The sequence below is a fragment of the Roseateles sp. 22389 genome (genome assembly GCF_052044995.1).
In the GTDB taxonomy this organism is placed as follows: Bacteria; Pseudomonadota; Gammaproteobacteria; order Burkholderiales; family Burkholderiaceae_C; genus Roseateles.
Genome location: NZ_JBQEOF010000005.1, coordinates 370,238 through 383,857 on the forward strand (window position 1 = coordinate 370,238; position 13,620 = coordinate 383,857).

The 13,620-nt window shown below is 70.6% G+C and carries 10 protein-coding genes; 5 read left to right on the plus strand and 5 right to left on the minus strand.

Translation table 11 applies throughout. The features are described 5' to 3' along the window. Window positions 1-79: 79 nt before the first annotated feature. Window positions 80-1,300: an acetate/propionate family kinase gene (locus tag ACTJKJ_RS10100; protein ID WP_440820339.1), complete on the minus strand. Its 1,221-nt coding sequence runs from the start codon at window positions 1,298-1,300 to the stop codon at window positions 80-82. A gap of 303 nt (window positions 1,301-1,603) precedes the next feature. On the opposite strand from ACTJKJ_RS10100, the gene ACTJKJ_RS10105 reads away from it, so the two are divergent. Continuing rightward, window positions 1,604-2,566, plus strand: coding sequence for a phosphate acetyltransferase (locus ACTJKJ_RS10105; protein ID WP_183484184.1), 963 nt, complete (start codon window positions 1,604-1,606; stop codon window positions 2,564-2,566). 93 nt (window positions 2,567-2,659) lie between these two features. On the opposite strand, the gene ACTJKJ_RS10110 is transcribed toward ACTJKJ_RS10105, so the two are convergent. The 3 genes from ACTJKJ_RS10110 to ACTJKJ_RS10120 all read right to left on the minus strand — a co-directional run bounded on the left by ACTJKJ_RS10110 (window position 2,660) and on the right by ACTJKJ_RS10120 (window position 5,875). Beyond that, the gene (locus tag ACTJKJ_RS10110) at window positions 2,660-3,184 is read right to left on the minus strand and encodes a Dps family protein (RefSeq protein WP_091729451.1); all 525 of its coding nucleotides are present in this window, start codon (window positions 3,182-3,184) and stop codon (window positions 2,660-2,662) included. Window positions 3,185-3,623: 439 nt separating this feature from the next. After that, window positions 3,624-4,739, minus strand: a complete 1,116-nt coding sequence (locus ACTJKJ_RS10115; protein ID WP_440820340.1) for a trypsin-like serine protease — start codon at window positions 4,737-4,739, stop codon at window positions 3,624-3,626. 215 nt (window positions 4,740-4,954) lie between these two features. Next, window positions 4,955-5,875: a hydrogen peroxide-inducible genes activator gene (locus ACTJKJ_RS10120; protein ID WP_091729441.1), complete on the minus strand. Its 921-nt coding sequence runs from the start codon at window positions 5,873-5,875 to the stop codon at window positions 4,955-4,957. Between the two features lie 95 nt (window positions 5,876-5,970). Here ACTJKJ_RS10120 and panB point away from each other — a divergent pair, with 95 nt between their 5' ends. The 3 genes from panB to ACTJKJ_RS10135 all read left to right on the plus strand — a co-directional run bounded on the left by panB (window position 5,971) and on the right by ACTJKJ_RS10135 (window position 8,591). After that, a complete protein-coding gene (panB, locus tag ACTJKJ_RS10125; RefSeq protein WP_183493261.1) occupies window positions 5,971-6,819 on the plus strand; it encodes a 3-methyl-2-oxobutanoate hydroxymethyltransferase in 849 nt (282 codons plus the stop codon). A gap of 2 nt (window positions 6,820-6,821) precedes the next feature. Continuing rightward, the gene (gene panC / locus ACTJKJ_RS10130; protein WP_183483566.1) at window positions 6,822-7,655 is read left to right on the plus strand and encodes a pantoate--beta-alanine ligase; all 834 of its coding nucleotides are present in this window, start codon (window positions 6,822-6,824) and stop codon (window positions 7,653-7,655) included. Window positions 7,656-7,871: 216 nt separating this feature from the next. Continuing rightward, window positions 7,872-8,591: a peptidylprolyl isomerase gene (locus tag ACTJKJ_RS10135; protein ID WP_440820341.1), complete on the plus strand. Its 720-nt coding sequence runs from the start codon at window positions 7,872-7,874 to the stop codon at window positions 8,589-8,591. 9 nt (window positions 8,592-8,600) lie between these two features. On the opposite strand, the gene recG is transcribed toward ACTJKJ_RS10135, so the two are convergent. Next, window positions 8,601-10,775: an ATP-dependent DNA helicase RecG gene (recG, locus tag ACTJKJ_RS10140; RefSeq protein ID WP_440820342.1), complete on the minus strand. Its 2,175-nt coding sequence runs from the start codon at window positions 10,773-10,775 to the stop codon at window positions 8,601-8,603. Window positions 10,776-10,905: 130 nt separating this feature from the next. Here recG and ACTJKJ_RS10145 point away from each other — a divergent pair, with 130 nt between their 5' ends. Next, complete coding sequence (locus ACTJKJ_RS10145; RefSeq protein WP_440820343.1) at window positions 10,906-13,272, plus strand: YCF48-related protein; 2,367 nt, start codon at window positions 10,906-10,908, stop codon at window positions 13,270-13,272. Window positions 13,273-13,620 lie beyond the last annotated feature (348 nt).

A 13,620-nucleotide genomic window follows, 5' to 3' on the forward strand; every position in this document is an offset into this window, starting at 1 on the left:
GGAGGTCCCACCAGGCGATGCGGCCGACTGTAGCGCTCAGGCCCGCGCCGCCCAAGCCGGTGGGGTTATTGCCGCGGGCTCACTCGCCGGCCAGCAGGCGGAAGGTGTGGCGCGCCATCATGAGTTCTTCGTCGGTGGGGATGACCCAGGCCTCGCAGCGGCTGTCGACGGTGCTGAGGCGGCGTTCGGGCGGGCCGTCGCGGTTGGCGGCGTCCTGCACCGACACCCCCAGCCACAGGCAGCGCGACAGCACGCGGCGGCGGATCTCGGCCGAGTGCTCGCCGATGCCGGCGGTGAACACCAAGCCGTCGAGGCCGCCCATCTCCGCGGCCAGCGCGCCGATCTCGCGCGCGACGCGATGCACGAACACGTCGACCGCGAAGCGCGCCCGCGGCGCATCGCTGGCCAGCAGCTGCCGCATGTCGCTGGACACGCCCGACAGCCCCAGCAGCCCGGACTCCTTGTAGAGCAGCGTTTCCAGCTCGCGCGCGTCCATGCGGTGCTCGTCCATCAGGTAGAGCAGCACGCCCGGGTCGACGGCGCCGCTGCGCGTGCCCATCGGCAGTCCGTCGACGGCGGTGAAGCCCATGCTGCTGGCGATGCTGCGCCCGCGATGCAGCGCACAGGCGCTCGCGCCGTTGCCCAGGTGCAGGACGACGACGCGCCCGTCCGCCAGCCGCGGCGACAGCGCCGGCAGCCGCGACGCGATGTACTCGTAGCTCAGCCCATGGAAGCCGTAGCGCCGCACGCCGGCCTCGAACAGCGCATACGGCAGCGCGAAGGCGTCGGCGACGTCGGACTGGCCGCGGTGGAAGGCGGTGTCGAAGCAAGCCACCTGCGGCAGGCCGGGCAGGGCGGCGAAGGCGCGGCGGATCGGTGCGAGGTTGTGCGGCTGATGCAGCGGCGCCAGCGGGACCAGCGTCTCCAGCGTGGCGAGCACCGCCGGCGTCACCACCACCGGTTCCTGGAAGGCCGTGCCGCCGTGTACGACGCGGTGCCCGATGCCCAGCATCGAGAGGCCCGGGAATTCGTGCCGGACGAATTCGACCAGGTGCTCGAGCGCCCCCTCGTGGCCAAGCCGCTCGCCCACCGGCCAGTCGCGCGAGCCCGCCTTCGTGCCGTCGGCATGGGCGGCTTCGAAATGCGGCGTCGCGGTGCCCAGGCCCTCGACCTGCGCGCGCAATTCGAGCCGCAGGGGCCCCTGCCGGCGATCGTCGTGCAGCGAGAACATCGACAGCTTGATGCTGGACGAGCCGGCGTTGACGACCGCGATGAACTCGCCTTCCAGCCTTGGACCCATCGCTCACCCCTTCATGAGGACCGCCGCCGATGCCAGACATCTGCCCGTTTCCAGCACCGCCGCGTGACCCCCGCGTCGCTTGATTTGTTGCAGCGCAGCATGCATCATCGACCGCGACTCGTCGTGAAAGCCCGAGGAACAAACAGGGTCAAGCGCGCGGCGGGTCGGGCGTCGGAAAACTTGTCCGAATGCGCGGCGACAACGGGACGCCGCGCCGTCTGCAGCACAGGGAGCCAGCCAGTGATCACCTCGTTCCGAAGCGCCGGCGGGCCGGCCGGCCAGGCGCCGTCATCGGTGCCGTCCATCGCGCCGTCCATCGCGCATCCCCCCAGCGCCCATCCCCATTACGACCGCCTCATCGAGGCCGTGCGGCACCTGCCGCCGCTGCGCATGGCCGTCGTGCATCCGTGCAGCGACGTGGCGCTGCTGGCGGCGACCGAGGCCGCCTCGCTCGGGCTGATCGAGCCGGTGCTGATCGGCCCGGCGGGCAAGGTGTCGGAGGCCGCGGCGGCGGCCGGCGTGGACCTGGCGCGCTTCACGCTGTTCGATGTCCCGCACAGCCACGCGGCCGCCGAGATGGCGGTGACGATGGCGCTCAAGGGCAGCGTGGACGCGCTGATGAAGGGCAGCCTCCACACCGACGAACTGATGGGCGCCGTGGTGCGCCGCGAGGGCGGGCTGCGCACCGCCCGGCGCATCAGCCACTGCTTCGTGATGGACGTGCCAGGGCATCCCCAGCCGCTGATCATCTCGGACGCGGCGATCAACATCGAGCCGACGCTGGAGGAGAAGGTCGACATCGTCCAGAACGCGATCGACCTGGCGCATGCGCTGCGACTGCCCGAGGTGCGGGTGGCGCTGCTGTCGTCGATGGAGACGGTGAATCCGAAGGTGCCGTCGACGATCGACGCCGCGGCGCTGTGCAAGATGGCCGACCGCGGACAGATCACCGGCGCGGTGCTGGATGGCCCGCTCGCGATGGACAACGCCATCGATCCGGAGGCGGCCCGCATCAAGGGCATCGTGTCGCCGGTGGCGGGCCGGGCCAACGTGTTGATCGTGCCGGACCTGGACGCCGGCAACATGCTGGCCAAGAGCCTGAGCTTCCTGGCGCAGGCCTACGCGGCGGGCGTGGTGCTGGGCGCGAAGGTGCCCATCGTGCTGACCAGCCGCGCCGATTCGCGCACCGCGCGGCTGGCGTCCTGCGCGCTGGCCTCGATGCTGGCCGAGGCCCGCCGCGGCGGGCGCATCAAGGCGATCGGCTGAGACCGCGACCGGAGGCCCGGGCGCCGGCCCACGAAAAAGGGGACCTCGCGGTCCCCTGGCTGCCGGCGGCGGATGCGCGCGCCGTCGCGGCGATCACTCTTCCAGCAGCGAGCGCAGCATCCACGCGGTCTGCTCATGCACCGTCAGGCGCTGGGTGAGCAGGTCGGCGGTCGGTTCGTCGCTGGCCTTGTCGACCAGGTCGAACAGCGCGCGCGCGGTGCGGGCCACGCCTTCATGGCCGTCCACCAGGATGCGCACCATGTCCAGCGCCTTGGGCGGCGTGGCCGGCGCGTCCGGCAGCGAGCTCAGCTGCGCGAACTGGGCGTAGGAGCCCGGCGCCTTGTGGCCCAGCGAGCGGATGCGCTCGGCCACCGGGTCGACCGCGTTCCACAGCTCGGTGTACTGGGCCATGAACATCGCGTGCAGCGAGTTGAACATCGGCCCCGTCACGTTCCAGTGGAAGTTGTGCGTGGTCAGGTACAGGGTGTAGGTGTCGGCCAGCAGCTTGGACAGGCCTTGCGCGATCGCGGCGCGGTCCTTGTCGCTGATGCCGATCTGGAGGGACGGCGCACCCTTGGCGGAGGGCGCCTTGGCGGGAGAGGGGCTCTTCTTGGCCATCGAGGGACTCCTTCTGGGAATGGAAGACAAAAGACGCTGCGCAGCCTAACTGATCCACGGCCGCGGTCGTGTGAACGGCGCGCGCGTCAGACGACGCTGTGGCGCATCCAGTCGATCAGCGTCTGGGTGTTCAGCGCGGCGCCAGCGGCGACCAGCAGCCAGCCCACGGCGCGTTGCCCGGATCGAAGGGTCATGTCTTGCTCCTTGCAGATGAACCCGCGACGGGACGCGCCTCGGGCGCTGGCCGCGTTTGTAGGTCCTCGATTCGCCGCCGACATCTCCCGGACGGAGGATGCCGGCGGCCGATGAGCTGCTACTTTAGTGATTGGCTATCGACATCGCCATTCGAATAGCTTCACCGATGTCATAGCCAGAATCAAACGCGGCGGCGCAAATGGAAAAAGCCGCCCGGAGGCGGCTTTGCTGGCGCGTGGGGCGATCAGGCCTGGACGCGACGGCGGCGGCTCCAGCCCAGGCCCAGCAGGCCCAGGCCGGCCAGCGCGAAGGAGGCCGGTTCCGGCACCGCGTTGGCGTTGATGAAGTCGCGGTGGATGCTCACCGGCACGAAGCCGTTGAACTCGCCGAAGCTGCTGTTCAGCTCGTCGTCCACGTCGCCCCAGAAGCTGCCGAAGGTCAGGCCGAAGGAGGTGACCGACGCCACCTTGCCGTCGATGAACTCCGGACCGCCCGAGTCGCCGCCGGCCGAGGACACCTCGTTGGCGCCGCGGCCGGTGTTGCAGAACTTGGCGCTGGGCGGCAGGCCCAGGCCGTCGACCGCGATGTTGCAGGCCAGGTCGTTGGCGGGCAGGCCGTTGTCGAAGTCCGACAGGTAGGTGTGCTCGATCTGCCCGGCCGGCTCGCCCAGGATGTCGGCCCAGACGCCGCCGAAGTCGGCGTCGCCGAGGCGGAAGTCATAGCGGTTGTCGCCCTGGCGCAGGCGGCCGGTGCCCAGGTTGTCGCCGACGTTGCCGCCGGTGTCCGAGCGCGCGCCGTAGCCGGCGATGTTGAAGTCCTTGCCGGTCAGGTCATCGCCTTCATACAGGCCGTGGGACTTGACGGACCAGTCCACCAGCTTGTCCAGCGACAGCACGGCGATGTCGTTCTGGTCGATCACCTCGCCGGTGTAGGCGGCGTGGACCGCGTAGTTGGTCACCTGGTAGGAGAACGAGGGCTGGTTCCAGGTGATGTTGTCCGGGTTGTTGCCGGTATAGAAGTAGACCGAGGTGCTCAGCGGGCGCGCGTTCGTGCCGTCGCTGACGCAGTGGGCGGCGGTCAGGATCGAGCGCTGGTTGGGCAGCAGCGTGCCGGAGCAGATGAACTGGCCGGCCGCGCCGTAATCCATGATCAGCGTCGCGACGCCGCCGTACTGCGAGCGCGGCGCGAAGTAGCGCGGATCGCCGCCGCCGGCGGCGGTGGCGGTCGAGGTCACGCCGACGATGGTGCTGGCGGCGGTCCAGCTCAGGCCATTGGCGGAGCCCGACACGGTGGTCGGGCCCGCATGCGCCACGCCCGCGGTCAGCAGCGCGGCGGCGAGGAGGGTGGGTCGAAGTTTCAAGATTTCCCCCTGATGCGATGGTTGGACATGGCGACGCCCCCAGGACCCTGCGTCCGGGGCGAGCGCGGCCACGGAGCCGGGTAGGCGCCGTGCGCATAGCGAGGCTATCGGTGACGACTTCGTGAGAAATTCACGGATACCCTGACGACCCCCGCTTCGAGGGGGGCGGGTCTTGCCAGCCCGTCGCGGCGGGTGGCGGGCCTATCGAGGGCCGGTCAGGAGAGCAGCTTCACGCCGCTGAGCTTGCAGGCGTAGACCGCGTTGCGCAGCGCGGCGACCGCTTCGTAGCGGGTGAAGGTGCGGCGCCAGGCCAGCACCACGCGACGCGTCGGGGCCGGGTCCTCGAAGGGCACGTAGCGCAGGTGCGGCGGCACATGCTCCGGCACGCTCAGCGCCGGCACCACAGTGACGCCCATGCCGGAGGCCACCATGTGCTTGATCGTCTCCAGCGAGCTGCCCTCGAAGCTCTTGCGGATGCCCTCGGCGTCGGTGGAGAAGCGCGCGAACTCCGGGCAGACCTCCAGCACGTGATCGCGGAAGCAATGGCCGTTGCCCAGCAGCAGCATGGTCTCGGCCTTGAGCTCCTCGGCGCTGATGCGCTCCTTCTTCGCCAGCGGATGCACCGCTGGCACGGCGACGACGAAGGACTCGTCGTACAGCGGCGCCACCGCCAGGCCGGCGTCGGGGAAGGGCTCGGCCATGATGGCGCAGTCCAGCTCGCCGGTGCGCAGCATGTCCAGCAGCTTCTGGGTGAAGTTCTCCTGCAGCATCAGCGGCATGCGCGGGTAGAGGTCGATGCAGTGGCGCACCAGCTCGGGCAGCAGGTAGGGCCCGATCGTGTAGATGATCCCCAGCCGCAGCGGGCCGTCCAGCGGGTCCTTGCCGCGCTTGGCGATGTCCTTGATCGCGCTGGCCTGCTCGATCACCGACTGGGCCTGGCGCACGATGTCCTCGCCCAGGGGAGTCATCGTCACCTCGTTGGCGCCGCGCTCGAAGATCTTGACGTCGAGCTCCTCCTCCAGCTTCTTGATCGCCACCGACAGCGTCGGCTGCGAGACGAAGCAGGCTTCCGCCGCACGGCCAAAGTGGCGCTCGCGGGCGACGGCGACGATGTAGCGCAATTCGGTCAGGGTCATGGGTCGGCATTGTCCTCAGAATGCGGCCTTCTGGCACCGTCCCGTACACTGCCGCCCCACCCCAAGGGCCCCGGCCCATCCTCCAGGGGACACGCATGACCGAACCGACCCCCCCCTACGCCGCGCCGCGCCCGCAGGCGACCGCCGACCGCAAGCCCGTGACGCTGCAGCGCCTGCTCGACATGCATGCCGCCGGCGAGAAGATCGCGATGCTCACCGCCTACGACGCCACCTTCGCCCATGCGATGGAGGAGGCCGGCGTCGATTCGATCCTGATCGGCGACTCGCTGGGCAACGTGGTGCAGGGGCTGCAGACGACGGTGCCGGTCACCCTGGAGTCCATGGTCTATCACACCGCCTGCGTGGCCCGCGCGCGCCGCCTGGCCTGGATCGTGGCCGACCTCCCCTATGGCACGTACCACGAGTCGCCGCAGGTCGCCTGGCGCCATGCGATGCAGCTGGCGCAGGCCGGCGCCCACATGGTCAAGCTCGAGGGCGGCGGCTGGACCACCGACACGGTGCGCTTCCTCACCGAGCGCGGCATCCCCGTCTGCGCCCACCTCGGACTCACGCCGCAGACCGTCACCGCGCTGAGCGGCTACAAGGTCCAGGGCCGCGATGAAGCCGGCGCCGCGCAGATCCGGGCGCATGCGCGCGAACTCGTCGACGCGGGCGCGCAGATGCTGCTGCTCGAGATGGTGCCCGCCGCGCTGGCCGGCGAGCTCACGCGCTCGCTGGGCGTGCCGGTGATCGGCATCGGCGCCGGCGCGGAATGCTCCGGCCAGGTCCTGGTGATGCACGACATGCTGGGCGTGGGCGGCGGCCGCAAGCCGCGCTTCGTGCGCGACTTCATGCAGGGCTCGGCCTCGGTCGGCGAGGCCTTCGCGCGCTACGTCGCCGACGTCAAGTCCGGCGCCTTCCCGGCGCCCGAGCACAGCTACTGATCATGCAGATCCACCACGACATCGCCGGTCTGCGCGCCGCGCTCGCGGGCGACCGCCCGGTCGCCTTCGTGCCCACGATGGGCAACCTGCACGACGGCCACCTGGCGCTGGTGCGCCAGGCCCGCGCGGCGGTGGGCGAGGGCGGCCTCGTTGTCGCCAGCATCTTCGTCAACCGGCTGCAGTTCGCGCCGCACGAGGACTTCGACCGCTACCCCCGCACGCTGGCGCGGGATGCCGAGCTGCTCGAGGGCGCGAGCTGCGACTTCGTCTTCGCGCCCGACGAGCGCGAGATGTATCCCGAGCCGCAGGGCTACAAGGTGCATCCGCCCACCGAGCTGGCCGACATCCTCGAGGGCCACTTCCGCCCCGGCTTCTTCGTCGGCGTCTGCACCGTGGTGGCCAAGCTGTTCCAGATCGTGCAGCCGGACGTGGCCGTCTTCGGCAAGAAGGACTACCAGCAGCTGATGGTGATCCGCCGCATGGTCGACCAGCTGGCGATGCCGATCCGCATCCTGGCCGGCGAGACCGAGCGCACTGCCGATGGGCTGGCGCTGTCCTCGCGCAACGGCTACCTGAGCGAGCAGCAGAAGCAGGACGCGCTGCTGCTGTCGCGCACGCTCAAGGCGATGATCGGCCGCTGGCAGGCGGGCGAGCGCGACCTGGACCGCATCGAGGCCGACGCGATGCAGGCGCTGCGCGACGCGGGCTGGGCGCCGGACTACCTGACGCTGCGCCGCCGGCATGACCTCGGCCCGGCGCGCGAGGGCGAGGCGCTGGTCGCGCTGGCGGCCGCCCGGATCGGCCAGACCCGCCTCATCGACAACCTCGAGTTCTGAAACCGACGGTGTCTTTCCGTCGCCGATCCTGGGCAGACCGGGGCGCGGATGGCGACGCTGGGTGACACCCATCACCCTGTGAAGGTGTCGTTAGGGAAAGCCCGATCGGTTTTCGTGCGGGCCGCGCACCGGGGCCATGACGTGTGTCGAGGCGACCACGATACTTCGCGCTTCTTTGCCAGAAGCGGGGGCCACAAGCTCCCATTGCGAGCCCCCATGAAGACGACTTCCTTCTCTTCCTCGATCGCCGCCGCTCCCCGGTGGCTGGCCCTGACGGCCGCCCTGGGCGGTGCCCTGATGCTGGCCGCCTGCGGCGGCGGCGATGACAACGACAGCGGCAGCCCGGCGCAGAGCCCCAAGCCCAACCCGGTGACGACGCCGCCGACGCTCACCTGCAGCGCCGCCGGCATTGCCGCGTCGAACGCCAGCACTGCCGCGCGCACCGTGTGCATGCTGACCAGCGACGGCGAGATCGTCATCGAGCTGGACGCCCGCACGCCGATCACCACCGACAACTTCCTGAAGTACGTCAACGCCAAGTACTACGACAACACCATCTTCCATCGCGTCGTGCCGAACTTCGTGGTGCAGGGTGGCGGCTTCTCGACGGGTTACGTGGCGAAGAATCCTGGCGCCAACCTGGGCGGCACGATCAAGCTGGAGACCAACGTCGGCCTGTCCAACACGAAGTACACGATCGCGATGGCGCGTGGCACTGCGGCCGACTCGGCGACCAGCCAGTTCTATTTCAACTCGGTCGACAACAGCGCGTCGCTGGACTACAAGAGCGCCTCGCAGCCGGGTTATGCCGTCTTCGGTCGCGTCATCTCGGGCCAGGCCACGGTCGACAAGATCAACGCCGAGCCCCAGCTCTACAGCGGTTCGGAAGTGACCGCCACCGAAGTGCTGCTGTACTGGGCCATCCAGCTGAAGTAAGGGCCCTGACTAGGCCTTGAGGTACTCGGTCTTGTGACCGAGCCACCGCTCCACGTGCAGCCGCGCCGCCCGCGGCTGCTCGTCGAGCAGTTTCGGCGCCAGCGCGCGCGCGGCGCTCAGCAGCGGCGCGTCTTCCTGCAGGTCGGCGAAGCGCAGCAACTGCGCGCCGCTCTGCCGCGCCCCCATGAATTCCCCCGGCCCGCGGATGTCGAGGTCGCGCCGCGCGATCTCGAAGCCATCGGTGGTTTCGGCCATCGCGCGCAGGCGTGACTTGCCGGTGTCCGAGAGCGGCCCGGTGTAGATCAGCACGCACACGCTGGCGACCGAGCCGCGGCCGACGCGTCCGCGCAGCTGGTGCAGCTGCGACAGGCCGAAGCGTTCAGCGTGCTCGATGACCATCACGCTGGCGTTGGGCACGTCGACGCCGACCTCGATGACGGTCGTCGCGACCAGCACCTGCATCTGCCCGCCGCTGAACAGCGACATCACCGCCGCCTTTTCCGCCGGCGCCATGCGGCCATGGAGCAGCCCCACCATCTTTCCGGGCAGCGCGTCGCCCAGCTCGGCGTGGGTTTCGGTCGCGTTCTTGAGGTCGAGCGCTTCCGACTCCTCGATCAGCGGACAGACCCAGTAGACCTGGCGGCCGTCGTCGACGGCGGCGGCGATCTTCTCGATCACGTCGTCGCGCCGGCTGTCGGCGAACACGCGGGTCACGATGGGGCTGCGGCCGGGCGGCAGCTCGTCGATCGTCGACACGTCCAGGTCGGCGAAGTAGGTCATCGCGAGCGTGCGCGGGATGGGCGTGGCGCTCATCATCAGCAGGTGCGGCTCGAGCGGGCCTGAACCGGGCGGCACGCCCGGCCCGGCGACCGCGGTCGCGCCGGCCGCCTCGTCCGCGAGCTTCTTGCGCAGCGCCAGCCGCTGCGCCACGCCGAAGCGGTGCTGCTCGTCGATGATGGCCAGCCCCAGCCGGTGGAAGCGGACCTTGTCCTCGATCACCGCGTGCGTGCCCACGATCAGCGTCGCCTCGCCCGAGGCGGCGGCGTCGAGCATCTTCTGCCGCGCCTTGCCCTTGACGCTGCCGGTGATCCACGCCACGCGGATGCCCAGCGGCTCCAGCCAGCCGATCAGCTTGCGGAAATGCTGCTCGGCCAGGATCTCGGTGGGTGCCATCAGCGCGCACTGCCAGCCGGCACCGATGGCCACGGCCGCCGCGAGCGCCGCCACCACCGTCTTGCCGGAACCGACGTCGCCCTGCAGCAGCCGGTGCATCGGCTGGGGGCGGGCGAGGTCGGCGGCGATCTCCTCGGCGACGCGGCGTTGCGCGCCGGTCAGCGCGAAGGGCAGGGCGGCGAGCAGCCGTTCATGCAGCCCGCCGGGTGCGCCGCGCAGCACCGGCGCGCGCAGGTGGACGCGCTCGCGCTGGGCGCGCTGCTGGCTGAGCTGCTGCGCGAGCAGTTCCTCGAACTTGAGCCGTTGCCAGGCCGGATGGGTGTGGTCCTCCAGCGTCGACAGGCCGGCCGACGGCGGCGGGTGATGCAGGAAGTTCAGCGCCTCGCACAGCGGCGGCAGGCCGCGCGGAATCAGCGCCTGCGGCAGCACCTCGTCCAGCGGCGCGCGGCGCAGCGCCGAGGCGACCGCCTTGCGCAGGTAGGCCTGCGGCAGCTGCGCGCTGGTGGGGTAGACCGGCGTCAGCGACGCGGCCAGCGGCGTGTCCGCCTCGACCTTGCGGAAGCTCGGGTGGACCATCTCCCGGCCGAAGAAACCGACGCGGATCTCGCCGCGCACGCGGGCGCGGGTGCCGACGGCCAGCGTCTTCTGGTGCGAGGGATAGAAGTGGAGGAAGCGCAGCGTCAGCAGGGCGCCGTCGTCGTCGCGCAGCTTGACCAGCAGTTGCCGCCGGCCGCGGATCTCGATGCGGCTCTCGATCACCTCGCCCTCGCACTGCAGCGTGTCGCCATCGCGGGCCTGGCCCAGCGGCGTCAGCGTGGTCTCGTCCTCGTAGCGCAGCGGCAGGTGCAGCGCGAGGTCGATGTCGCGCGTCAGCCCCATCTTTTCCATCGCCTTCTGGGGCGCGGACTTGGCGGCCGGCGTCTCGGTCGCCGGCGTACGCCCGCTCGGATCGGCCCCCGCGCGTTTCGCGGCGGGCGACGGCGGCGGGACGGTGCTGCGGGCCTCGGACATGGCCGCGATTCTGCCTCGGCGCCTCCCCCGTTCGGGTGGAGCGGGTGCACCCGGGGCTGGCGCGGCAAGGGCCTCGGGCAGAATCCGCCCGCTTCAAAAAGAAGACAAATTGATACATCGGGAGGATTCCTTGAATACGAACAAGCGTATGCGCGCCGGTTGGGCCGGCGCGCTGATCAGTGCCGCGCTGCTGAGCGCCTGCGGTGGAGGCGGTGGGGGCGATGACGCGCCACCGCCGCCGCCGCCCGTCCAGGGCGTGACCATTCCGGATAACCTGGCGATCGCCGCCGCCGCCTCGACCGACGTCACGTCCGGCACCGCCTTCACCAGCAATGCCGCGGCCACCACCGGCCTGAGCTTCGCGTGGAACTTCGGCGACGGCACGACCAGCACCGAGGCCAGTCCCAAGCACGACTACGCCAAGGTCGGCGATTACGCGGTGACGCTGAAGGTCTCCAACGCCGCGGGCGCTTCCAAGGAAGTGAAGTGGACGGTGTCGGTCAACAACCGCACCCACGTGCAGGGCCTGAGCTGCACCGGCGCCGAGGGCGCCGGCTGGTGCTGGCAGGCGCCGCGGCCGACCGGCACCGTGCCGGTGGGCTTCTTCTTCATCGACGCGAGCAATGGCTGGTCGGTCGGTGACAACGGCGAGATCCTGCGCACCCGCGACGGCGGCGGCAGCTGGACCAAGCAGGCCTCCGGCCTGACGACGCGGCTGACGACGATCCGCTTCTCCGACGCCAACAACGGCTGGGCCGCCGGCGACGCGGGCGCGCTGCTGCGCACCACCGATGGCGGTGCGCGCTGGACGCTGCAGCCGACCGCGCAACCGCCGATGACCGGCGCCTCGCTGCAGCTGGCCGGCGCCGGCACGCTGGTGATGTCGATGAACGGCCTGATCCGCGCGACCGCGGACGGCGGCGCGACCTGGAGCCAGGCGACGCTGACGCAGGAGCCGATGCTGGCCGCCGACGGCACGCTGTGGTGGTTCGACAGCGGTGCGCTGCGCAAGTCCACCGACCTGGGCAAGACCTCGACGGTGGTGCTGCCGGCGACGCCCAACGTGCCGCTGAGCGGCTTCCAGGTCTTCGGCAACGCGGTGGTGGCCACCGGCACGAGCTCGAACTACGTGAACGGCCAGGGCTGGGTCTACACCCTCTCGATCCGCCAGAGCGCCGATGGTGGCCAGAACTGGGACACGGTCGTCCCGCAGGGGCTGCCGTCGACCGGCTACTTCTCGTCCGGCAATCCGCAGTTCGTCGATGCGTCCACCGGCGCCGTCGTCACCAACGGCACGCTGTACCGCAGCGTCGACGGCGGACGGAACTGGTCCGCGGTGACGGCGCCGGCGAACGTGTACCCCGGGTTCACGGTCAGCTACAGCCTGGCCGCCCGCGGCGTCTGGATGCGGCAGTACTACGCCGCGTCCGGCCTCGGCACCGTGACCGAGCTCAGCACCGACCTGGGCCTGACCTGGCGCGCCGCGCGCCTGGACTTCGGCGGCCAGCTCACGCCCATCGACGGGCAGACCTGGCTGGTGACCGGCTGGGACAGCGTGACGCGGATCAGCACCGACCTGCAGACCTGGAAGCGCATCGCGGGTCCGGACGCCGATGCGGCGGGCAAGACGCTGCAGGCCTTCTGGTTCTTCGACGCCAAGCGCGGCCTTGCACTCTCGGCCAAGGGTGACCTGATGGAAACCGCCAACGGCGGCCTGGACTGGACCGTCAAGGTCGGTGGGCTGACCAGCTCGGGCTACTACTCGATGCTGCCGCGCTTCCAGTTCGTCGACGCGAAGAAGGGCTGGCTGCTGGCGGCGGACGGTCGCATCTACCTCACCGACGACGGCGGCCTGAGCTGGCTCACGCCGCTGCAGTCGAGCGGGCGCACCGTCACCGCCTTCCACTTCATCGACGCGAGCACCGGCTTCGCGCTGGCCAGCGACTACCAGCAGTCGCAGCAGCGTCAGTTGCTGCTGGCGACGACGGATGGCGGCAAGTCCTGGACGCAGCAGGCGACGCTGGACGGCTACTACAACGACCTCAAGTTCAGCGGCCCGCTCAAGGGCACGCTGGTCGGCAACGGCGGCGCGGTGGTGGTCACCAGCGACGGCGGCAAGACCTTCACCGGTCGCTTTTCCGGCACCAGCGCGACCCTCCACCAGCTGGCCTTCAGCGATGCCGAGACCCTCTGGGCGGTCGGCGATGGCGGCCTGCTGATGTCGAGCAAGGACGGCGGCGCGAGCTGGACCCTCCAGACCAACGTCAGCCTGCCGATGACCGGCCTGCGCGCCATCCGCTTCCTGACGGCGCAGCAGGGCTGGGCGGTCGGCGACAGCGGCACCGTGCTGATGACCACCGATGGCGGCGCGACCTGGAAGAAGCAGTTCGTGGGCACGCAGAGCGCGCTGACGCAGGTGTTCTTCGTCGACGCGCGCACCGGTTGGGTCGCGGGCAGCGCCGGCACCCTGCTGGCCACCGGCACCGGCGGCCAGTAAGCCGTCGCACGGCCCTCGGCGGGCCTCCACGGGCCGTCGCCTGTCCCCTGAAGCCGGCCCGGTCGCGAGACCCGGCCGGCTTTTTCACGGCCCTGCGTGATCGATTGCCGCTTCCGGGCCCGCAACCGGGCATTTCCCCCGGGTCGTCGAGGCGACCGCCGCCGCAGTCGGCTGCTAGGCTGTGCCGACCTCCCTGGCCCGCCCGCATCGACCGATCATGACCACCCGCCGCGACAGCCTCCTCCGGCTCGCCGCCGCCGCCTTGCCGCTGCTGCCGGTGCTGCCGGCAGGTGCGGCGGAACGACCGCTGCGCCTGGTCGCGACCGAGTTCCCGCCCTACACCGGCAG